The sequence below is a fragment of the Mycobacterium sp. 29Ha genome, assembly GCF_032883055.1.
GTDB classification, from domain to species: domain Bacteria; phylum Actinomycetota; class Actinomycetes; order Mycobacteriales; family Mycobacteriaceae; genus Mycobacterium; species Mycobacterium gallinarum.
Window position 1 is genome coordinate 24191 of the sequence record NZ_JAMQTI010000031.1, and the last position, 21356, is coordinate 45546.

Below are 21356 nucleotides of genomic sequence, written 5' to 3' on the forward strand. Positions count from 1 at the left end.
GGCGTATCAGGCACTCGCCACCTCCAGCCGCCGGTACAGGTAGTAGGCGGCGCACGCCCCCTCCGACGAGACCATCGTGGCCCCGAGGGGATTACGCGGGGTACACAGTGTGCCGAATGCCTCGCACTCGTGCGGCTTGATCAGGCCCTGGAGCACTTCGCCTGACCGGCATACCGGCGATTCCTCGGTGCGGATGTCGGTCACAGAGAAACGGTGCTCCGCATCGTAGTCGCGGTACGCATACGAGAGCCGCCAACCGCTGCTGGGGATCGTGCCGATGCCGCGCCATGCCCTGTCGGTCACTTCGAAGACGTCGAGGAGCATGGCTTTGGCCGCGGAATTCCCGTCGGATTGAACGGCACGCGGGTAGGCGTTCTCCAGCTCGTGGCGACCCGATTCCAGCTGTAGCACTGTGCGGCGAATTCCCTCGAGGATGTCCAGCGGCTCGAATCCTGTGACAACGATCGGAATGTTGTACTTGTCGCACAGCGGCGGATACTCCTCTGTCCCCATCACTGTGCAGACATGACCGGCCGCCAGGAACGCCTGCACCCGGCAGGTCGGGGATTCCATGATCGCCGAGATCGCCGGGGGCACGAGAACGTGGGATACCAGCAGTGAGAAGTTCTCGATGCCAAGCCGCTTGGCTTGGTAGACCGTCATCGCGTTGGCCGGCGCCGTGGTCTCGAAGCCGATTCCGAAGAACACCACCTGTTTCGCGGGGTTATCCTTCGCGATCTTCAGCGCGTCCAGCGGTGAGTAGACCACCCGCACGTCTCCTCCGCGGCTTTTGACCTGGAACAGGTCCTTTTCGCTGCCGGGCACGCGCAGCATGTCGCCGAACGAACAGAAGATCACATCGGGACGTGACGCGATCTCCAGCGCCTTGTCGATGATCTCCAACGGAGTCACGCAGACCGGGCACCCGGGGCCGTGGATCATCTCGATGGTGTCCGGCAGCAGTTGGTCGATGCCGTGCCGGATGATCGAATGTGTCTGTCCGCCACATACTTCCATGATCGACCACCGCTGACTGGTGGCAGCCTTGATCTCGTCGACGAGGCGGCGGGCGAGCTGGGGGTCGCTGAACTCATCCAGGTACTTCATGGTTTCACTCCAGAGTTTCCGTTGGGTGGTGAGTTGGGATTGTCGACGCCGGCCTGTTGGGCAGCCAGTTCGAAACCATCACTGAACTCCTCCCTGAGCACCCCGAGGTGCTCGAATTCGGCGAGTGTTCGCATCGCTGATTCCTCGTCGAGGCGCTGCAGCGCGAAACCGACATGGACGACCACGTATTGGCCGACTTCCGCATCGGGGATGTATTCCAGGCAGACGTCCTTCTTGATTCCGCCGAAGTCGACGACCGACATCAAGGTGCCGTCATGGTCGTCGATGCTGACAATTCTTCCCGGTACCGCCAAGCACATCAGCGGCCTCCCTTCCTCATGAGGCATTCCCCACCATCAGTTGGCCCAATGCGATCCCGCCGTCGTTCGGTGGCACCGAACGGTGAGTGATCACGTTGAATCCTTTGGTCTGCAGACCGCACACGGCCAGGCGTAGCAGCAGTGCGTTCTGAAAGACTCCACCCGACAGCGCGACGGTCGGCGTGTCTGGCACCGCAACGGTGGCCAGGTGAACGATCAGATCCGCCACTGCGCGGTGGAACTGCGCGCCGACCACCCCTGCGGCCACTCCGGAGCGGATGTCGGCGACGACGGCGGTAATCACCGGTGTCGGATCGATCACCGTCGGCGCTTGAGCGAGGTCGATGGCGAACTCATACGTGGCTGTGCCGCGGGCTGCGTCGCGCGACATCCCCTCCAGCTCGATGGCCGCCTGTGCCTCGTAGGCGACCACCTGGCGCACGTCGACCAACGACGCGACGGTGTCGAAGAGCCGCCCCATGCTGGACGTCGGTGCGCAACCCAGGCCGGTCTCGAGCTGGTGTGCCAGTACGCGCAGCTCGTCTGTGGGGCATGCCCGCACGGGCGCGAGGTCCTCATCCCAGGCCATTCCCGCCGCCCACAGGTGCGCCAGCGCCATCCGATACGGCCGCAGGACGCTCACGTCTCCGCCGGGCAACGGCGCATACCGCAGGTGTGAAAGCCGCCGGTATCCCTTGTAATCGGCGAGCAGCAGTTCGCCGCCCCACACGGCATTGTCGGGCCCGTAGCCGGTTCCGTCGAAGGCGAATCCGAGTACCGGCTGCGACCCGTCCAGGCCGTGTTCGGCCATGACCGAGGCGATATGAGCGTGGTGGTGCTGAACCGTCCGGACGGGCCGTCCCGCAGCGTTTCGGTGCGCCCATGCGGTTGACCGGTACAGCGGATGGGCGTCGGCGACAAGCACTTCCGGTTCGATACCGGTGAGTGCCTGCAGGTGGCCTCGTGCCGAGTCGAAGGCCGCCAACGTCGACAGGTCGTCCATGTCGCCGATGTGCTGGCTGAGCCACGCGTACTTCCCGTCTGCCACTGCCAGTGTGTTCTTGAGGTCGGCGCCGACCGCGAGGGTGGGCGGCAGCGCAACCGGCAGCGCGACGGGCAGCGGTGCGTATCCGCGGGAGCGTCTGATCGGCAATTCGACTTGGTCGACGACCCGTACGACGGAGTCGTCGCACGGAACCAGGATCTCCCGGTCGTGCATCAGCCATGCATCGGCCAACTGCGAAAGTCGTTCCAGCGCATCGCCGTCTGTGTAGCAGATCGGCTCTCCGCCAAGGTTGCCCGATGTCATCACGAGTGTGGCGGGGCTCGGTTCGTCACCGGGGAGGCCGAACAGCAGCGCATGCAGTGGTGTGTAGGCGAGCATGACGCCAAGGTCCGGATTGTGCGGGGCCACGGCGTCGGCGACCGCGGCATCCTCCCGGCGCGGCATCAGCACGATCGGCCGGTGCGCACCGGACAGCAGCCGCGCCGATCCGTCGTCGATCTCGACGATGGTACGTGCGGTCGCCATGTCGGCGACCATCACGGCGAACGGTTTGTCCCCCCGCCGCTTTCGCGTGCGCAGCTCTGCCACCGCACGCTCGTTGGCGGCATCGCAGGCGAGGTGGTATCCGCCGAGTCCCTTGACGGCAAGGATGCCGCCGTCGTTCAACAGGCGCCGCGCCTGCCGCAGCGCGCCTTCGGATTCGGCAGACCGGCCGTCGCGGGCCCGGTAGCGCAGCGCGGGCCCGCATTTCGGACAGCACACGGGTTGGGCGTGGAATCGCCGATCAGCTGGATCGTGGTATTCGGCCGCACAGTCGGCGCACATCATGAAGGGCGCCATGGTCGTGGACGCGCGGTCGTAGGGTAGCGACGCGATGATGGTGAAGCGGGGGCCGCAGTTGGTGCAGTTGACGAATGCGTGCCGGTAACGCCTGTTGGTCGGATCAGTCTGCTCGGCGGCGCACTCGGCGCACATCGCGACGTCGGGGGAGGCCAGCGTGCGGCCCGCGGCGGACCGGGTCGTATCCGCGATCGTGAAGCCGGTGCCGCCGACAACCGCGATATCGGCGGTCTCGATCGACTCGATCACGGCCAGCGGCGGCGGTCGGTCACGTAGTCGGGTGAGGAAGTCGTCGATCTGGTCGGCGCCACCCTCTACTTCGATCACGGCACCGGAACTGTCATTGCGTACGGATCCGGACAGGCCGAACGCGGCCGCGCACGCGTAGACGAACGGCCGGAACCCGACTCCTTGAACGACGCCGTGTACGCAGACACGGAGCCTGCGTCGGCCGGTCATGGGGACGCCCTGTCTATCTGGCCGGGAAATTCCCCTGGTTCAGCGCCCCTGCCCATCATCTCCAGGCCGGCCATCGCGGCATCAGCACCTGCCTTGTCGGTTTTCTCGACGACGAATCCCATGTGGATGATCACCCAGTCGCCCGCGTCGAATGTCTCCTCGGGCAGCATGCCGATGTTCACTTTGCGGTTCTCGCCCGCGACATTGACCAAGGCCAGCTGATCACCGTAGCCCTCCAGCATTCGGACCACCTGTCCTGGGATCCCGAGACACATCGCCTCAGCCCTCCGCACGTGCCGGTGAGCGGACGCCAAGGTCGGCCAGCACTTCGTTGATGGCCGCGACCGCAGTCGGCACCGCCGCGGCGACCGCCTCCGACAAACTCATGCCCTCATCGATGTTCTCGACTTCGCAGCCGATGACGATCGTCTTGGGTGCAGTCCCGCCCAGCGCACTGAGTGTGGCGAAGACGGCCGCCGGGTCCATGCTGTGCGCTTCGAGACCGGCTGTGGCAGAGAGGGTTTCGTGATCAGCCTCGAATATGTGGAGTGTCCCGGGTGTTCCGCGATTGGGCAGTGCATCGACGAGGACGAGCGCGTGCCACTCCTCGAGGAGATCATAGGCGAGGTGCATACCCCTGATTCCATAGTCCACCGGGTGTACATCGGCGCCTAGGCCCCGACCGACGACATGACGCATCACCTCGGGGCCGAAGCCGTCGTCTCCGAGGAAGATGTTGCCGATTCCGGCGACCAGGATGCGGGCTGTCATCTGGTTGACGAACTCCCAACTACATGTTGCGTATCTTCATATACCGTCGCACGTCTGGGATGGAGCGGAGTCCGACCACCACCCCGCCGACAATGACGACGGCCACGACACCGGTTGCCAACCAACCAATTACATCCATCATGAACTCCTATCTGGACTGACTACTCTTGCGTCGATCGGTTCGACCTCGTCCGGCGTGAAGTACAGGTATCGGCCGTACGAGTCGGGCATCTCGACGTCTGGATCGTCCTCCACGATGACACCGACGTACTGCTGGCCGTCGACGTCCTCATGGACGGAAGTGACGCGGGCGCTCTTGCCCGCGAAGAAGATGTCCTGCGCATCGGCGCGGCGACACGGCCGCAGGCGGACTCTGCTGCCCGCGGACACGCGCACGCCGTTCACCAGTACCGCATCGACGTCGGGGCGGACAGCGTTGTCGGCTACCGGATCCCACCAATCGACACCTTCTGGAATCTCGGGGATCAGCCCGGCCGACCTCATCTGCTCATCCAGTGCATCGAGTCCCGGAGGGAGCCCGGGCTCCTGCGCGTGCGGGTTGCGCAGGATGCCGTGCAACTGCTGCAGTGCCTCCGGCGACATCGAATCGCACCTGTCGATGATCGCCGCGGCCAGTGGATCGGTGGCACGTGCTTGCGCCTTCTCCTCATCGGTCATCGTCATCACGCGAAGGGTGAGGATTTCGTCGATCTCGGTCGAGTCGTACAGCGCGCCCTCGCTCTGTTCGGCGATCTCCGGGTGGTCGTAGAGAATGATCGGCGAAATCAGCAGCAGGTCACGTTCCCCGGGCCGTCCGGCGAGCACCGGAAAGCAGCGGTGCTGGACCAGGCGCGAAACCGCGTCCGCCGCGGAGTCCGGCGGTTCGAGCAGTGAGATGAACTCTCCGCCAACCACTTCGGCGATGATGTGAGTACCGATCATTGATGTGGCGATGGCTTGTTCCTTGTCCAAGGCCTTGTCTCCGACGGCCGCGCCGGTATTGTGCACCGTCACGCTGACCCGGTAGAGGTCGGTGGCCTCGCTCTCGACGGCGACGGTCAGATCGGCCCGGATGGCGGATCTGGTGCGGACCAGTCGACCGCCGTCCACATTCTCGGCCTCACTGCCCTCGCCGACCTCGATGGCCAGGGTGCGCGGCCGCACGAGGCCGGTGAGGTCGAACGGCCCGAACGACAGTTCGCGCTCCACCGCCTCGTCCCACGTGACCCAGGTCTGCGAGCCACTGGTCAGTTCGTCGACCGGTTCGAATGTTCCGCCGCCGATATCGCGTTCGGCGCGGCGGTGCTGCAGCTGCAGGAAACGCACGACAAGCGTCAATTCGCTGACACCGTCGATAAGGAACTGCGCCGACATGCTGTCGTCCTCGCCGATGCCCGCCTCCGACGCGCCCGGTGGTCCGACCACCCCGAACTGCCAGCGGGATTGGTTCTTGGACGACGTCGCCCGGTAGGGGTAGAGCAGATACCCCTCATAGAGCACCGCATCGGCGATGGCACGCGCGCGATCCCAGGTGGGTTTCACCGGACCTCCTCGGGCGCAGGGGTCGGTGGGGTCAGCTGCGGGGCTTCGGCAAGCAGGGTGGTGACGGCGTCCTCGAAGTCGAGCATCCCGCGGGCTGACTTGTACGCGGCCAGTGCGGATACGGTGTCGTGCCCGAGTCGCACCCACCCCGCGTTGGGGTAGTGGATCCGAACGAGGTCGTTCCACACCGCGACCGGCATCTCGTATTGGGCTTCGCATTCCCAGGACACCTGACGAACCGAGAAGCCACGTTCGCCTGGGACGAACACCGTTCCGCTGAACAGGAAGAGCAGGGGAATGGCACCGTCGCGCAATGCATGCAGGTATTTCGACGCCGCAACCTCGAAATCGTAGGTGCACTCCAGTGGCAGGGACACCTCGGTGACACCGGTGAAGCCTTGAACCATCGCGGTGCTGTGTTGCCAGAGGAACGTGCGTTGAGTGTTGACCCATCGCTCGCGCGGCCCGAACAGGTCGAGCAGGCCAGCGGCCTCTTCGTCGGAGTAGGGCCTGCGCAGCGGTTCGATGCGGATCTGGCATCGCAAGGCGATCGCCTGAATCGGCTCGGTATCTGAGTCGGGCCCGCCGGCCGTGATACCGACGCGCGCGGTCAGTCGTGGCGTGACCGAGAACTGTTCTGCGACCACGTCCACGACGGTGAACGTCAAACTGCTCACGGGGACGCCACCTTGCTCCGGGCCTTGACCCGTTCGAAGAACTCGTCGACGAACTCTCGGACCTCGTGGCCGCCGTCGAAGCCCCGCCACAACATTCGCAGTCTGCCGACGAACTCATAGCATGCGTCGATGGGGACCAGGTAGCACTCGGCGGGGGCGTTGAGTTCCGGATCCACGTGGTCTCGATCGGGCACCCGCACCAGTAGCGCTTCGACATCGTCGGCAAGCATGTCCAGTCGACCGTCGGCGCCGCTGATCTCGCTCCAGGCGTCGAGGTCCAGTTCCGACTCGGTGGCACCGGCCGGGCCCGGGTAGAACGCCACGGTCTTGTCCAAGTCGGAGTTGTGGAAGAAGAACGCCAAGCCGACGGGTATCTGGAGCGCTTCCCACGCGCGACGGTCCAGCGAGAAATCGGCGAAGCTGAGATATCGATCGGGCACCGCCCGGTACCGGAGTTTGGCGTGTGGGTCGGTGAACAACAGATAGCAGCCGCGGCACGTGCACATCAGTTGGCGCGCTGAGACATTGACGACGTGCTGGTGCTCGTCGGCGATCGGTTCGGCGCACATCTCGCATCGTTCACCGGCCGGCTGCACCGAAGGCTTGTTGGCCCGGATGCGCGTCAGTACGTCGAAAGCGCTCGCATCTGCCATCACGTCACTCCGGTCGCCTCGGCGAGCACCGCGATCGACAGGACGCCATCGCGAGGGAGCAGGGGAATCGGATCGAGGTGCGTTCGAGCGGACGCTTCGGCGTTGGCCCGATTGCGCGCACCGCGCGCGGTGTCATCCAACCCCGCACCTGCGTGCACCACATCGAAATGTGCGTGACAGCGCGGACAGCGGAGGACCGCCTGGCCGATGGGTGCGCCCATCGGACGGTGCAGCACAGCCCCGGCCATCGAGTCCTCACACCGACCGCACCGGTCGTGGTACGCGAACAGGTCGTCACCGATTCGGCAGGCCAGGATCGGCACGCCGGCGACCAGAAAGCCGCCGACCTCGCCGGGCTCGAGATCCGCGATCTCGGGAAGTGGGTGCCAGGCGGCGCCTGCGCTGTCCACCGTGTCCTTGGTGTGGACGCGGCTCATCAACGAATCCACCGAGATCACGCCCGACGTGCTCTCCGCCGCAGCCACGACTTCGATCGAGGCGATCTCGGGCGCGGCGGCACGCACGGCGTCCTCGACGGCGAACTCGAGGGTGACCGCCGATGACGGGCAGCTCTTGCAGCTGCCCGCGAACTGCAGGCGAACTACGGGCCCGTCTTGGCCGTCGACCACACCGAGCAGCGTGACGTCGCCACCGTGCGAGCCCAGATACGGTCGAACACTGTCCAGGGCATCCTCGATCCTGCGCTCGACGCCGTGGGGGTGCAGCCCGTGCACGAGCATGAGGCTGGCGACGAGTTCGTCGGCGGCGAACCGTTCGACCAGCTCCGGTGTCGATTCGGAAGTCATGGCGACGATCCGCTCGAGCGCGGCCCCGTAGAGGTCCGTCAGTTCGGCGGCGAGTTGTTCGGTCCGCTCCCGCACGACCGTTCCGCTGCCCGCACTGGCGTCCAGCAGGGTCTGAATCCGATCACCTGCTGAACGCCATCGCGTTTCGTCGTCGAGTGCCTCCGGGCTCTGTTGTCCAGTCGAGGCCATATATCACTCCCCAGTAACGGACTGGGTCGGTGAATGCAGCTTTTCGAGCGTCTTGCCCTCACCGAGATACATGTGCACCCCGCACGGCAGACACGGATCGAAGCTGCGCACCGTACGCATGATGTCGATGCCCTTGAAGTTCTCCCGATCGTTCTCTTCGAAGATCGGCTGCCCCTGAACGGCGTCTTCATACGGTCCAGGGGTGCCGTAGCTGTCGCGAGGGTTGGCGTTCCACGGCGTCGGGGGATAGGGATGGTAGTTCGCGATCTTGCCGTCCCGAATCACCATGTGGTGGCTGAGGACACCACGCACCGCCTCGGTGAAGCCGCAGCCGATGGCCTCGTCCGGCACCGTGAACTTCTCCCACGTCTTCGTCCGGCCCGCCCTGATCTCGATCAGCGCCTGCTCGGCGAAGTGCAGCGCGCACGCCGCCGCGTAGGCTTGGAAGTACGTCCGCGCCCGGTTGCGTTCCAGGGTGTTGCTCCCGTGTTGCGGGATTTTCCACTCCAGCGAAACCGGGCCCTTGAGCGCCGTTTTGGGCAGATTGATCTGCACGCTGCCGCCGGTCGCCTTCACGTAACCGATGTCGACGAGCCCGGCCAGCGCTGTACTCCACAACCGGGCGAGCGGACCGCCACCGGTGTCGAGCGCGAGATGATCCTTGCCGTCGAACCAGCGCGGCGACATCACCCAGCTGTACTTGTCTTCCATGTCGCGCTTCTGGGGCCGTGGGTTGGTGTGCTGGTTCCACGGGTGCCGGCGATCGACGGGATTTCCCAGCGGGTCGTTGCGGACGAACATCTCCTGATCGGTCCAGTCGTCGTAATACGAACTGCCCAAGAGGATTCGGATGCCGAGATTGATGTCCACCAGCGAGTGGGTGACCAGCTTTCCGTCGACCACGACACCCGGAGTGACGAACATCGCGTTACCCCAGCGCTCCATGTCCTTGTAGGCGAAGTTGCAGACCTCCGGATCCTGGAACGAACCCCAGCATCCGAGCAGGGTGCGACGCAAGCCGACCTGCTCGTAGCCGGGAAGCGCCTCGTAGAAGAAGTCGAACAGATCGTCGTGCATCGGCACGACCTTCTTCATGAACTCGACGTAGCGCATCAGCCGGGTCATGTAGTCGGTCATCAGCTGAATGGTGGCCACAGTGCCCACTCCACCGGGATACAGCGTGGAGGGATGGACGTGCTTGCCCTCCATGAGGCAGAACATCTCTCGCGTCCAGCGGCTGACGACGAGGGCCTCCCTGTAGAACTCGCCCGTGAACGGGTTCAGCGCCCGCATGATGTCGGCGATCGTGCGGTAGCCGTGCGCGTCGGAGTTCGGCGCCAACGTGTTCTCGGCCTTGGCCAACACGCCGGGGTTGGTTTCGGAGACCATCTTCTCGCAGTAGTCGACGCCTACGAGGTTCTCTTGGAAGATGTTGTGGTCGAACATGTATTCCGCGGCTTCGCCGAGGTTGACGATCCACTCGCCGAGGTTGGGCGGTTTGACGCCGTACGCCATGTTCTGCGTGTAACACGAACAGGTGGCGTGGTTGTCGCCGCAGATGCCGCAGATGCGGCTCGTGATGAAGTGCGCGTCGCGGGGATCCTTGCCTTTCATGAAGATCGAGTAGCCGCGGAAGATCGAGGACGTGCTGTGACACTCGGCGACCTCGCGATTCTCGAAGTCGATCTTGGTGTAGATGCCGAGGCTGCCGACGATGCGGGTGATCGGATCCCACGACATGTCGACAAGCGTGCTCGGGTCCTTCTTGGTGTGCTGGGGGCCCGGAACTGTGGTTGTCATTGAGTTTTGCCTTTCGCCTGCGTTGCGCACCTACCAGGTGCGCTTCGCTCCTGTGGTCAGTTCCTTGCCCCGGTGCCGCCACTTCGGTTCTTTGTCGACGGTCTTTCCGGTGACGTGGCGCAGATTGCGAATGACCGAGCCGTACAGGCCGGACGCGGCGGTCGAGAGCTTTCCGCCAGGAGGCTCGTCCATGAAGGGCATGAACTTGTCAGGGAAGCCCGGCATCGTGCATCCGATGCATATGCCGCCGACGTTCGGGCAGCCGCCGACGCCGTTGATCCAGCCGCGCTTGGGGACATTGCATTTGACGACCGGCCCCCAACAGCCAAGTTTCACAATGCATTTCGGCGAGCCGTACTCGGTGGCGAAATCGCCCTGTTCATAGTACCCAGCGCGGTCGCACCCCTCGTGCACCGTGTTGCCGAACAGCCATTGGGGCCGCAACGCGTCGTCGAGCGGGATCATCGGCGCCTGTCCGGTGGCCATGTACAGCAGGTAGGTCAACGTCTCGGAGAGGTTGTCGCCTTGGATCGGGCAGCCCGGCACGCACACGATGGGAATGCCCGCCTTGCTCTTCCAGTCCCAGCCGAGGTAGTCCGGTACGCCCATCGCGCCGGTCGGATTGCCTGCCATCGCGTGGATGCCGCCGTACGTCGCGCACGTGCCGACGGCCACGATCGCGGTCGCCTTGGGCGCCAACCGGTCGAGCCACTCGCTGGTGGTGATCGGCTGATTGGTCGCCGGGTCATTGCCGAACCCACACCAATATCCCTCCTGATGGAGGTCCTCGTTGGGAATGGACCCCTCGACGACCAGGACGAACGGTTCCAACTCGCCGCGGTCGGCCTTGAAGAACCATTCGAGGAAGTCGTCCGCGCCACCCGTCGGGCCGCACTCGAAGTCGATCAACGGCCAGTGCACTGCGATTTGGGGTAAACCGGGAAGTGCTCCGAGCGCGATCTCCTCGATGCTGGGTTGGGTGGCGCCTGTCAATGCCACGGAATCGCCGTCACAACTGAGGCCGGCGTTGATCCACAGAACATGGATCAATGTGTCTTCCGCTTTTTTGGCAGCTTCACTTAGCATGCTTACGGCTTTCCGGGACCGGGCTGGGGTCCCTGCGGCGCAGGAGTCGCCCTTCGGCCCACTTGCGCGTCGCTAGTTCTCGGTCTACTCCCGCGAAAGTGTGTTGTCAATCACATCAAGCGACGGTCATATGCAGTTCATTTGCGCGCGCGTCAATCCACTCGAACCAGGCGTCCATTCCGTCTCCTTTGGTAGCCGAGACGGGTAGGATCTCGACGTTCGGATTGACCGAACGCGCATGCTGCGCACAAAGATCGAGATCGAATTCGACGTACGGCAGCAGGTCGATCTTGTTGATGAGGACAAGTCCCGCCGCGGCGAACATGTGGGGATACTTCAGCGGCTTGTCTGTTCCCTCGGTCACCGAGATGACGACGACCTTGCTGTGCTCGCCGAGGTCGAAGAGCGCCGGGCAGACCAGGTTTCCGACGTTCTCGATGAACAGCAACGAACCGCTCTCGGGTTCGAGGACATGAAGCGCACGGTCGATCATCTCGGCGTCCAGGTGGCAACCCGCACCTGTGTTGACCTGCACCGCGCGTGCCCCGGCGGCGGTGATCCGATCGGCGTCGAGCAGCGTCTCCTGATCACCTTCGATCACCGAAACCTGATGCTGCGAGCCCAGGTGGCGGATGGTGCGCTCGAGCAGGGTGGTCTTCCCGGCGCCCGGTGAACTGGTCATGTTGAACGCCAGGATTTCGCGGTCGGCCAGCCACTGTCGGTTGTGTTCGGCCAGCATGTCGTTCTTCGCGAGCACCTTCTGCTCCAGCGAGATGGTCTCAGTGTGCGGGTGGTCGTGGGGGTGGTCATGGGAGTGGCTGTGATCGTGGCCGGACAGCGTGACTGTTGCTCCGTCCTCGCCGCACCCGCAGGTTGCACACATGCTCAACTCACTTCCATCGACAGGATCTTCAGTTCGCGGCCGGCGACCACGTCGACATCGGCACTTCCGCAGGGACACAACAAGATCAAGTCGTTCAGTGCGAAATCGGTGTCGCAGGTACGGCATCGTGCCTCGCCTGAACGCAATTCGACCTCGAGGCTGGCGCCTTCGGCGGCGGTGCCCTCCGTGGCGAGTTCGAAACAGAACATCATCGCGTCGGGGACGACGGCGCACAGCGCACCGACTTCGAGTTTGACGCTGTGCACTCGACGGCCCGCAGCGTGCTCACACACTGCCTCGACGACGCTCTGGGTTATCGCCATTTCGTGCAAGATTGCCCCGTTTCGGCCGGGATGACCCCACCATAGGCGCGCGTGCGTCTTCCGGCGAGGAAGATGCAGAATCCTCGATTCGGCACAACTGATCAGCACTCGGCGTGTCAGCTTGAATCGAACAGGTGTTCGTCTACTGTGGTGACAGCGCGGGATGCTGGTCACGCCGACTTGTCGGTACCGACCCCTAGCGTCACGGCCAACCGATCGAAAACCGATCACGGACGAGGATGGAGATCAACCCCATGGCGCAGGCCCCTGACCGCGAGAAAGCCCTCGAACTGGCGCTCGCACAGATTGAGAAGAACCACGGCAAAGGCTCGGTGATGCGGCTCGGCGAGGAGGTCCGCCAGCCGATTTCCGTCATCCCCACCGGCTCGATCGCCCTGGATGTGGCGCTCGGCATCGGCGGGCTGCCGCGCGGGCGGGTCATCGAGATCTACGGCCCGGAATCCTCGGGTAAGACCACCGTCGCGTTGCACGCGGTCGCCAACGCGCAGGCTGCAGGCGGCATCGCGGCGTTCATCGACGCCGAGCACGCGCTGGATCCCGACTACGCCAAGAAGCTGGGCGTGGACACCGATTCACTGCTGGTCTCTCAGCCGGACACCGGCGAGCAGGCGCTGGAGATCGCCGACATGCTGATCCGCTCCGGCGCGCTGGACATCCTGGTCATCGACTCGGTGGCGGCGCTGGTGCCGCGGGCCGAAATCGAAGGCGAGATGGGGGACAGCCACGTCGGCCTACAGGCCCGGCTGATGAGCCAGGCACTGCGCAAGATCACCGGCGCCCTGAGCAACTCGGGCACCACCGCGATCTTCATCAACCAGCTCCGAGAAAAGATCGGCGTGATGTTCGGTTCGCCCGAAACGACAACGGGCGGAAAGGCGTTGAAGTTCTACGCTTCGGTCCGGTTGGACGTCAGGCGGATCGAGACCCTCAAGGACGGCACCGACGCGGTCGGCAACCGCACCCGGGTGAAGGTCGTCAAGAACAAGGTGTCGCCGCCGTTCAAGCAGGCCGAGTTCGACATCCTCTACGGCAAGGGCATCTCCAAGGAGGGCTCGCTCATCGACATGGGTGTCGAGCATGGCTTTGTCCGCAAGTCCGGTTCCTGGTTCACCTACGAGGGTGAGCAACTCGGCCAGGGCAAGGAAAACGCGCGCAACTTCCTGCTGGAGAACCCCGATGTCGCCAACGAGATCGAGAAGAAGATCAAGGAGAAGCTCGGTATCGGCGCCGACGTGACCGCTGACTTGTCCGACGGCTCGATCGATGACGTCCTGCCCGCCCCAGTCGACTTCTGAGGCTTCTCGCGAGGAGCAGGCGCGCGCACTGTGTCTGCGCCTGCTCACCGCGAGGGCACGCACGCGCGCCGAGTTAGAGGCGCAACTGACCAAGCGGGGCTACCCCGACGACGTCAGCGCCACGGTGCTTGACCGGCTGTCCCAAGTCGGATTGGTCGATGACGTGGACTTCGCCGAGCAGTGGGTCCGCTCGCGACGCGTGAACGCCGGAAAAGGCAAGCGCGCCTTGGCTGCCGAGTTACGCAACAAGGGTGTGGACAACGAGGTGATCACCGCTGCGCTGGCCGACATCGACGCGGGTGCGGAACGTCAGCGCGCCGAGCAGTTGGTCCGTGACAAGCTGCGTCGCGAAAGGTTCGGCGACGATGACGACACCAAGCTGACACGCCGGCTGGTCGGGATGCTGGCCCGCCGTGGTTACCCCCAGACGATGGCGTTCGACGTGGTCAGTGTCGAGTTGGCCAGCGAGCGGGAGCGACGGCGGGTGTAGACGTCGAAGGCGGCGTGCCCCGCCGGGTACGTTGCGCTCATGCTGTTATCGGCGAAGATCGCCCCGACGTTCGACTATCCCGTGCTCCGGGAGTTTTGGTCGCAGGCCGACGAGCTGGGTTTCCACTCGGTCGCCAACTACGACCACTTCTACGGGCTGTCGGATCTATCGGATCCCACGTACGAGGGGTGGACGTCGCTGGCCGCTATGGCCGGCGTGGTGTCGCGGGCCCGCATCGGCTGCATGGTCTCCGGTGTGACCTATCGCAACCCGGCCATCCTGGCGAAGATGGCGGTGACGGTTGACCACATCAGCGGCGGCAGACTGGATTTCGGCCTCGGCGCGGGCTGGCATGAAGAAGAACACCGCGGATACGGGATCGAGTTTCCGAGTGCGGGCGTGCGTGTGGAGAAGCTCGACGAGGCATTGACCATCGTTCGACGACTGTGGACCGAGGACTCGGTCACCTTCGAGGGCCGCCATTATCAGCTGACCGACGCGCTGGCCAATCCGAAACCGCTGCAGCGGCCGCACCCGCCGATCGTCATCGGCGGGGAGAAGCCGAAGATGTTGCGCGTCATCGCCCGTCACGCAGACGAGTGGAACGTCCCCAGCCACGGTGACGTCGAGATGTGGGCGAAGACCAGTACCCTGCTCGACGAGGCGTGCGCCGAGGTCGGCCGCGATCCCGCCGAGATCCGTCGCTCGATTCAACTGTTCGTCCTACCCGCCAAGGGCGGCCACCTCGAGGAGCAGCTGGCCCGTCTCCCCGAGCTGGCCGGCCGCGGCTGCGACCACGCGGTGCTTTCGTTTTACCAACCGCCGTCGTCGGCACAGCTGGAGCGTTGCGCGGAATTGATCTAGCCGGCGCCGGGTTCTGCCACCTTCACCGTCGCGCCGGGCGCACCCTCCTGCTCGATCGTTTCCGGGTCCAGCGGCGTCGTGCCGCGGCGTGACCGGCGCAGCCTTGCCTCGAGCCATGTCGCGAACGATGACAGCGCGAAGTTGACGACGATCATCAGTACTGCGATGACGACGAGGGCCGGCAAGAGATTCGTGAATGCCGCGCCGATGTTCGTGCCCTGCGACACCAGTTCGGGATACGTGATGGCCACACCCAACGCGGTGTCCTTGAGGACAACGACCAACTGCGATATCAGCACCGGCAGCATCGACGTAATCGCTTGTGGCAGCAGGATCGACCGCATGGTTTGACCCCACCGCATACCGAGTGACGACGCGGCCTCCGACTGTCCGCGGGGCAGTGCGTTGACACCCGCTCTGACGATCTCCGCGATGACGGCACCGTTGTACAGCGTCAAGCCGGTCACGACACCGGCCAAGGTCGAGTATTCAGAGGCGAAAACGTCGTACCTCGAGTAGAAGAAGTACGCGAAGATCATCATGATCAGCACGGGCACTGCCCGGAAGAACTCGACAAACACCGCGCATGGCGAACTGATCCACCTGTGCGGGGACAGACGTCCGACCCCGAGTGCGACGCCGAGGATTCCCGCCAGAACGATCGACAGCCCGGCGGCCTTCAAGGTGCCCTCGATACCCGGAAGGATGTAGTTCTCCCAGACGTTGGGCGTGATGAAAGGTTCCCACTTCGCCCACTCCAGTTGGTCTTTGGCCCACAGTTCAAGACCGACGAAGACGAGCACGAGGATGACGACGAGCACGGTGAAGGCGGTCGCGATGTGATTGCGGACTCTCGCGCGCGGACCGGGCGCGTCGAAGAGGACGGACGATCCCGTCACCGATGCCCTCTTTTCTCCGCGCGAGCGCTCATCATCGCGCAACCGCCAATCGCTTACCCAGCCATCCGAACAACAGACCCATCGGCAGGGTCAGCACCACGAAGCCGGCGGCGAACAGGCTGCCGATGAGTAGCAGTGCCGACGAATTCTCCACCCACTCCGACATCAGCAGCGACGCTTCCGCGACGCCGATCACCGAGGCGATCGTCGTGTTCTTGGTCAGCGCGATGAGCACTGAACCCAACGGAATGATCGTCGCCCGAAAGGCCTGGGGCAGCAGGACCACCCTCAGGTTCTGACTGAACGTGAAGCCCAGTGACCGGGCAGCCTCGGCCTGTCCCAACGGGATCGTGTTGATCCCCGACCGCAGCGTCTCGCACACGAACGATGCCGTGTACACGGACAAGCCGAGCACCGCCAGCCGGAAGTTGTTGTCCACCAGGAATGTTGGCGAATTTGGATCGGCCAAATCCAGACCGAGCGATGTGTAGAGCCCCAGCGAGGTGAACAGGATGATCAGCGTCAACGGCGTGTTGCGCACGATGTTGACATAAGTGGTGCCGAGCCAGCGCAGCACCGGCACCGGCGACAACCGCATCGCCGCCAGCGCCGTGCCGATGACCAGCGCCCACAGCGCCGAGAACATCGTCAACTGGATGGTGACCCAGAACGCGTTCAAGAACGCGTCGGCTCTGAAGACCTCCATACTCGCTCCGCTGGCAGACCGCCGGTCAGTTGGTGGCGGCGATAGCGGGCGGCGCCGGCGTCGCGACACCGGCTGGGCCGAGGTTCTTTTCGAACGCGGCCGCCCAGGCGCCGTCGGCCTCCATCTTCTTCAGCGCGTCGTTGATCTTGTTCAGCAGTTCGGTGTCGCCCTTCTTGAGGCCGATGCCGTAGTTCTCCTCGGAGAACGTGCCGCCTACCAGCTTGAACGCACCGGGGGATTGCGCGGCGTAACCGGCGAGGATGACCTCGTCGGTGGTCACTGCCGCAACCTTGCCCGTCTTGAGCGCCTCAACGCACGCCGAGTAGTTCGGGTATTCCTGCAGCTGCACCGTGGGGAACTCGTCCTTGATCTTCTGCGCCGGGGTCGAGCCCTTCACGGAGCAGAGGATCTTGCCGGCCAGCGAATCCTTGCTGGTGATGTCGGTGTTGTTCGCCTGCACCAGCAGGCTCTGCCCGGTGACGAGGTAGGGACCCGCGAAGTCGACGCGCTTCTTACGCTCGTCGGTGATCGAGTAGGTGGCGACGATGTAGTCGACCTGGTTGTTGTCGATGAGGTTCTCGCGCTGGGCGGAGACTGCTTCCTTCCACTCGATCTTGTCGGGTGTGTATCCCAGCTGCTCGGCGACGAACGTCGCTACGTCGACGTCGAATCCGCTGTAGGTGCCGTCCGGGTTCTTCAGACCCAGACCCGGCTGATCGAACTTGATCCCGATGGCGATCTTCTCCTTGTCACCCGATGCGGCGCTGCCGCCGGAATCGCCACCGCCGCAGGCGCTCAGAGATAGGGGGATGGTGACGGCGAGCGCGATCGCCCCCAGGATTCGCTTCGAAATGGATGGCATTCGTCGTTCCTTTCGAGTCAGTGCTTGAGGATCTTGCCGAGAAAGTCTTTGGCGCGGTCGGACTTCGGGTTGGTGAAGAACTCCATCGGCTCGGCGGCTTCGACGATCGCCCCGTCGGCCATGAACACGACGCGGTTGGCCGCGCCCCGTGCGAAACCCATCTCGTGGGTCACGACGATCATCGTCATCCCGTCTTTGGCCAGGGTGGTCATGACGTTGAGGACTTCGTTGATCATTTCGGGATCCAGTGCGCTGGTCGGCTCGTCGAACAGCATGACCTTCGGGTTCATCGCCAGCGACCGCGCGATCGCGACCCGCTGCTGTTGACCGCCCGACAGCTGCGCCGGGTACTTGTCGGCCTGATTGGCCACTCCCACGCGCTCCAGGAGCGCCATTGCGGCCTCGCGGGCCTTCGCCTTGGACGCCCTGCGCACCTTCATCGGCGCCAGCGTGACGTTATCGAGGATTGTCTTGTGCGCGAACAGGTTGAAGGACTGGAATACCATGCCTACGTCGGAACGGAGCTGCGCCAGCTTCTTGCCCTCGGCGGGCAGCACCTCGCCGTCGATCGCGATGGTTCCGGAGTCGATGGTCTCGAGCCGGTTGATCGTGCGACACAACGTCGACTTTCCAGAGCCCGACGGTCCCAGCACGACGATCACCTGTCCGCGGTCCACGGTGAGGTTGATGTCCTTGAGCACATGGAGGCTGCCGAAGTGCTTGTTGACGGCCTCCATCGAGACCATCGGCACGCCGCTCGGACCCGGATCGACCTCTTTCACCTCCGGCCCGCTGGCTTCCATGGGTGCAGACCTTACCCAGGTAAACCCGTGCGTGCTCAGAACTCGTCAATCCGCTCAGATCGCCATGCTGACCAGTCCGTACCATGGGGCGCGTGACTTCGACGGTGACGCAACAGGCGGTGGCCGACAGTGCCGTTCGCCAGACGGCCGCGCTCACCGCCACACGTGAACGCTCGTCAGCGCGCACGTATCAGGTCCGCACCTACGGGTGCCAGATGAACGTCCACGACTCCGAGCGGCTGGCGGGGTTGCTGGAGGCGGCCGGGTATCGCAAGGCGGCCGACGGTTCGGACGCCGACGTCGTCGTGTTCAACACCTGTGCGGTCCGCGAAAACGCCGACAACAAGTTGTACGGCAACCTCAGCCACCTCGCGCCGCGCAAGAACGCCGACCCCGAGATGCAGATCGCCGTGGGCGGCTGCCTGGCTCAGAAGGACCGCGATGCGGTGCTGAAGCGGGCGCCGTGGGTCGACGTCGTGTTCGGCACCCACAACATCGGATCGCTGCCCGCGTTGCTGGACCGCGCGCGCCATAACAGGGTGGCCCAGGTCGAAATCGTCGATGCGCTGAAGGAGTTCCCGTCCGCGTTGCCCGCAGCGCGCGAGTCCGCCTATGCCGCATGGGTGTCGGTGTCCGTCGGCTGCAACAACACCTGCACGTTCTGCATCGTCCCCGCGTTGCGCGGCAAGGAGGTCGATCGCAGGCCCGGTGACGTGCTCGCCGAAGTGACCTCGATCGTCGACCAGGGAGTCCTGGAAATCACCCTGCTCGGCCAGAACGTCAACGCGTACGGCGTCTCCTTCGCTGACACTGACGAACCGCGCGATCGGGGAGCGTTCGCCAAACTGCTGCGCGCCTGCGGCCGCATCGACGGACTGGAACGGGTGCGGTTCACGTCGCCGCACCCCGCCGAGTTCACCGACGACGTGATCGAGGCGATGGCCGAGACACCGAATGTCTGCCCCACACTGCACATGCCGCTGCAGTCGGGTTCCGACCGGATATTGAAGGCGATGCGCCGCTCGTATCGCGCCGAGCGCTACCTCGGCATCATCGACCGGGTGCGCGCCGCCATCCCGCACGCCGCGATCACCACCGACCTCATCGTCGGCTTCCCCGGCGAGACCGAGGAGGACTTCCAGGCCACGCTCGACGTCGTCGAGCGGGCACGGTTCGCCAGCGCGTTTACCTTCCAATACTCGAAGAGGCCTGGCACACCGGCAGCCGAACTCGACGAACAGATACCCAAACATGTTGTGGCCGAGCGGTATCGGCGGTTGATCGAACTTCAGGAGCGGATCTCACTCGAGGAGAACACCGCGTTGATCGGGAGCACCGTCGAGCTGCTGGTCGCCACGGGAGAGGGACGCAAGGACGCCGCCACCGCGCGAATGTCAGGGCGGGCCCGCGACGGCCGGCTGGTGCACTTCCACCCCGGCGGTCTGCCGATTCGGCCCGGAGACGTCGTCACGACGACGATCACCGGCGCCGCGCCGCATCACCTCATCGCCGATTCCGCTATCGGCAGCCACCGGCGTACCCGCGCGGGTGACGCCCACGCTGCGGGGGTACGGCCGCGCACGGGAGTCGGGCTGGGGATGCCCGGTATCGGCGCCCCGGTCGAGCCGCAGATGTCGACCGGGTGCAGCCGGTGAGCAAGCCAGACAACGGCGCGTTCGACAGTTTCAAGGGCGACATCGAGGCGGCCGAGCGCCGGGTGGCGCGTGAAATCGACCCCGGCGCAAGGGCGTTGGTCATTGCCATCGGCGTGTTCGTGCTGCTGCTGTCGTTCGTCCTGCCGCACACCGGCGGCGCCAAGGGACTCGACGTGCTCATCAGCAGCGATGTGGCGGTCCGCGAAGGGATCACCCTTCCGTCACGGGTGTTCATCTGGCTGGCACTGGTGTTCGGCGTCGGATTCTCCATGCTGGCGCTGCTGACGCGCCGGTGGGCGCTGGCATGGATCGCCCTGGCGGGGTCGACGGTGGCGTCGCTAGTCGGCCTGTTGGCGGTGTGGTCCCGCCAGACCGCCCCCGGCGGCTATCCCGGTCCCGGCATCGGGCTGATCGTCGCCTGGCTGGCGGTCATCGTGGTGACGTACCACTGGGCGCGCGCGGTGTGGGTGCGCACGGCCGTTCACCTCGCCGCCGAGGAAGAGCGCCGCCGCTATGTCGCCGAACAGCAGCGCAAAGGTCTGCTCGACGGACTCGACGACGACCCCAAGGACTGACCCGCCGAGTGGCGCACATCTGGCCTGGACGAGCGTCAGTCGCGCCGAGGCAGGTCTCCCTCCAGCGCGGCGGACACCGCGGGCGAGTATGCGTCGATGAACTCCTCCGTCGACAGTGCGGCGACTGACGCCACCTCCAGCACGTAGCGCGCATAGATCACGCCGACCAATTGCGTGACGAGGACGGCAGAGCACCGTTGCGCCTGAGCGGTGGGCATGCCTTCCTCGGTCAACCGCGCCACGACCGGCGCATCGAGTGCCGCTTCGACGAAACCCCTTGTGAGTGCCGGGCTTTCCCCGCCACCGCCGGCGTGCGCGATGGCCACCAGAGTCGCGCGGTTCTCAGCGTCGTCCCACGTCCGTACCAAAGCGGTCAGCAGTCGACGCGCCAGATCGGTGACCGGACCGGCGATCTGCTCTTCGATGACAGTCACCGGGTTGGCCCGAAGCGCGAACGCCTCCCCGAAAAGCTCTTGCTTGGACCCGAAGAAGTAGCTGATCAGGGCGGGATCCACACCCGCGTCGGCGGCGATCATGCGCATCGTCGCCGCGCGGAATCCGATCTCGACGAAACGTGCCCGGGCGGCGTTGAGGATCTGCGCTCTGGTGTCGGGGCCGCCTGCGCGACGCCCGGGACCGCGCCGCCCAGGCCCTTTATTCATCACAGTTGAATTATAGCCGCAGCCGATCTAATCTCAATTCATCACCGTTGAATACCTGATGA

24 protein-coding genes are annotated in these 21356 nt (G+C 64.7%); 5 read left to right on the plus strand and 19 right to left on the minus strand.

The annotated features are described in order from the left end of the window. Nucleotides 1-6: 6 nt before the first annotated feature. The 14 genes from hypD to M1248_RS29000 form a co-directional block, all read right to left on the minus strand. Entirely contained in the window at nt 7-1107 is a 1101-nt protein-coding gene (hypD, locus tag M1248_RS28940) for a hydrogenase formation protein HypD (protein WP_163726543.1), read from the minus strand. Then, nucleotides 1104-1427 (minus strand): HypC/HybG/HupF family hydrogenase formation chaperone, encoded by a 324-nt coding sequence (locus M1248_RS28945; RefSeq protein WP_163726546.1) that lies wholly within the window; start codon nt 1425-1427, stop codon nt 1104-1106. The genes hypD and M1248_RS28945 overlap by 4 nt, the downstream gene beginning before the upstream one ends. A 16-nt stretch (nt 1428-1443) precedes the next feature. Continuing rightward, nucleotides 1444-3732: a carbamoyltransferase HypF gene (hypF, locus tag M1248_RS28950; RefSeq protein WP_317150489.1), complete on the minus strand. Its 2289-nt coding sequence runs from the start codon at nt 3730-3732 to the stop codon at nt 1444-1446. Next, nucleotides 3729-4007, minus strand: coding sequence for a HypC/HybG/HupF family hydrogenase formation chaperone (locus M1248_RS28955; RefSeq protein ID WP_317150490.1), 279 nt, complete (start codon nt 4005-4007; stop codon nt 3729-3731). The genes hypF and M1248_RS28955 overlap by 4 nt, the downstream gene beginning before the upstream one ends. A gap of 4 nt (nt 4008-4011) precedes the next feature. Continuing rightward, nucleotides 4012-4503, minus strand: a complete 492-nt coding sequence (locus M1248_RS28960) for a hydrogenase maturation protease (protein WP_317150491.1) — start codon at nt 4501-4503, stop codon at nt 4012-4014. A gap of 19 nt (nt 4504-4522) precedes the next feature. Beyond that, nucleotides 4523-4645: a DUF6893 family small protein gene (locus tag M1248_RS33465; protein WP_410506750.1), complete on the minus strand. Its 123-nt coding sequence runs from the start codon at nt 4643-4645 to the stop codon at nt 4523-4525. Then, nucleotides 4642-6045 carry a hypothetical protein gene (locus M1248_RS28965; protein WP_163726558.1) on the minus strand — a complete coding sequence of 468 codons (1404 nt, stop codon included), beginning with the start codon at nt 6043-6045 and terminating at the stop codon, nt 4642-4644. Before M1248_RS28965 ends, M1248_RS33465 begins: the two co-directional genes overlap by 4 nt. Next, nucleotides 6042-6722: a DUF6084 family protein gene (locus M1248_RS28970; RefSeq protein WP_163726563.1), complete on the minus strand. Its 681-nt coding sequence runs from the start codon at nt 6720-6722 to the stop codon at nt 6042-6044. Before M1248_RS28970 ends, M1248_RS28965 begins: the two co-directional genes overlap by 4 nt. Continuing rightward, the gene (locus M1248_RS28975) at nt 6719-7375 is read right to left on the minus strand and encodes a DUF5947 family protein (RefSeq protein WP_163726566.1); all 657 of its coding nucleotides are present in this window, start codon (nt 7373-7375) and stop codon (nt 6719-6721) included. The genes M1248_RS28970 and M1248_RS28975 overlap by 4 nt, the downstream gene beginning before the upstream one ends. Continuing rightward, a complete protein-coding gene (locus tag M1248_RS28980) occupies nt 7375-8370 on the minus strand; it encodes a NifU family protein (RefSeq protein WP_317150492.1) in 996 nt (331 codons plus the stop codon). Before M1248_RS28980 ends, M1248_RS28975 begins: the two co-directional genes overlap by 1 nt. A 3-nt stretch (nt 8371-8373) precedes the next feature. Next, nucleotides 8374-10170 carry a nickel-dependent hydrogenase large subunit gene (locus M1248_RS28985; RefSeq protein WP_317150493.1) on the minus strand — a complete coding sequence of 599 codons (1797 nt, stop codon included), beginning with the start codon at nt 10168-10170 and terminating at the stop codon, nt 8374-8376. Nucleotides 10171-10200: 30 nt separating this feature from the next. After that, entirely contained in the window at nt 10201-11256 is a 1056-nt protein-coding gene (locus tag M1248_RS28990; RefSeq protein ID WP_163726574.1) for a hydrogenase expression protein HypE, read from the minus strand. 115 nt (nt 11257-11371) lie between these two features. Then, the gene (gene hypB, locus M1248_RS28995) at nt 11372-12139 is read right to left on the minus strand and encodes a hydrogenase nickel incorporation protein HypB (protein ID WP_163726577.1); all 768 of its coding nucleotides are present in this window, start codon (nt 12137-12139) and stop codon (nt 11372-11374) included. 2 nt (nt 12140-12141) lie between these two features. Continuing rightward, nucleotides 12142-12471: a hydrogenase maturation nickel metallochaperone HypA gene (locus tag M1248_RS29000; RefSeq protein WP_163726580.1), complete on the minus strand. Its 330-nt coding sequence runs from the start codon at nt 12469-12471 to the stop codon at nt 12142-12144. 245 nt (nt 12472-12716) lie between these two features. Between M1248_RS29000 and recA the strand changes: the two genes are divergently transcribed. The 3 genes from recA to M1248_RS29015 are packed head-to-tail and all read left to right on the plus strand — an operon-like array spanning nt 12717 to nt 15132. Beyond that, on the plus strand, nt 12717-13778 hold the full coding sequence (gene recA / locus M1248_RS29005; RefSeq protein ID WP_163690533.1) for a recombinase RecA: 1062 nt from the start codon (nt 12717-12719) through the stop codon (nt 13776-13778). Next, nucleotides 13747-14268 (plus strand): recombination regulator RecX, encoded by a 522-nt coding sequence (recX, locus tag M1248_RS29010; protein WP_163726583.1) that lies wholly within the window; start codon nt 13747-13749, stop codon nt 14266-14268. The genes recA and recX overlap by 32 nt, the downstream gene beginning before the upstream one ends. Before the next feature lie 39 nt (nt 14269-14307). Beyond that, nucleotides 14308-15132 carry an LLM class F420-dependent oxidoreductase gene (locus M1248_RS29015; protein WP_163726585.1) on the plus strand — a complete coding sequence of 275 codons (825 nt, stop codon included), beginning with the start codon at nt 14308-14310 and terminating at the stop codon, nt 15130-15132. Here the strand turns inward: M1248_RS29015 and M1248_RS29020 are convergent. From M1248_RS29020 to M1248_RS29035, 4 genes are read right to left on the minus strand one after another with little or no spacing between them, the layout of a single operon-like run. After that, on the minus strand, nt 15129-16031 hold the full coding sequence (locus tag M1248_RS29020) for an amino acid ABC transporter permease (protein WP_163726588.1): 903 nt from the start codon (nt 16029-16031) through the stop codon (nt 15129-15131). The genes M1248_RS29015 and M1248_RS29020 overlap by 4 nt on opposite strands. Before the next feature lie 31 nt (nt 16032-16062). Beyond that, complete coding sequence (locus M1248_RS29025; RefSeq protein ID WP_163726591.1) at nt 16063-16737, minus strand: amino acid ABC transporter permease; 675 nt, start codon at nt 16735-16737, stop codon at nt 16063-16065. Between the two features lie 25 nt (nt 16738-16762). Further along, a complete protein-coding gene (locus M1248_RS29030) occupies nt 16763-17599 on the minus strand; it encodes a glutamate ABC transporter substrate-binding protein (protein ID WP_317150494.1) in 837 nt (278 codons plus the stop codon). A gap of 17 nt (nt 17600-17616) precedes the next feature. Next, complete coding sequence (locus M1248_RS29035; protein WP_163736960.1) at nt 17617-18345, minus strand: amino acid ABC transporter ATP-binding protein; 729 nt, start codon at nt 18343-18345, stop codon at nt 17617-17619. A gap of 149 nt (nt 18346-18494) precedes the next feature. On the opposite strand from M1248_RS29035, the gene miaB reads away from it, so the two are divergent. Beyond that, on the plus strand, nt 18495-20057 hold the full coding sequence (miaB, locus tag M1248_RS29040; RefSeq protein WP_410506751.1) for a tRNA (N6-isopentenyl adenosine(37)-C2)-methylthiotransferase MiaB: 1563 nt from the start codon (nt 18495-18497) through the stop codon (nt 20055-20057). Then, a complete protein-coding gene (locus M1248_RS29045; RefSeq protein WP_317150495.1) occupies nt 20045-20632 on the plus strand; it encodes a hypothetical protein in 588 nt (195 codons plus the stop codon). The genes miaB and M1248_RS29045 overlap by 13 nt, the downstream gene beginning before the upstream one ends. Nucleotides 20633-20667: 35 nt before the next feature. On the opposite strand, the gene M1248_RS29050 is transcribed toward M1248_RS29045, so the two are convergent. After that, a complete protein-coding gene (locus tag M1248_RS29050; RefSeq protein ID WP_232076070.1) occupies nt 20668-21294 on the minus strand; it encodes a TetR/AcrR family transcriptional regulator in 627 nt (208 codons plus the stop codon). Nucleotides 21295-21356 lie beyond the last annotated feature (62 nt).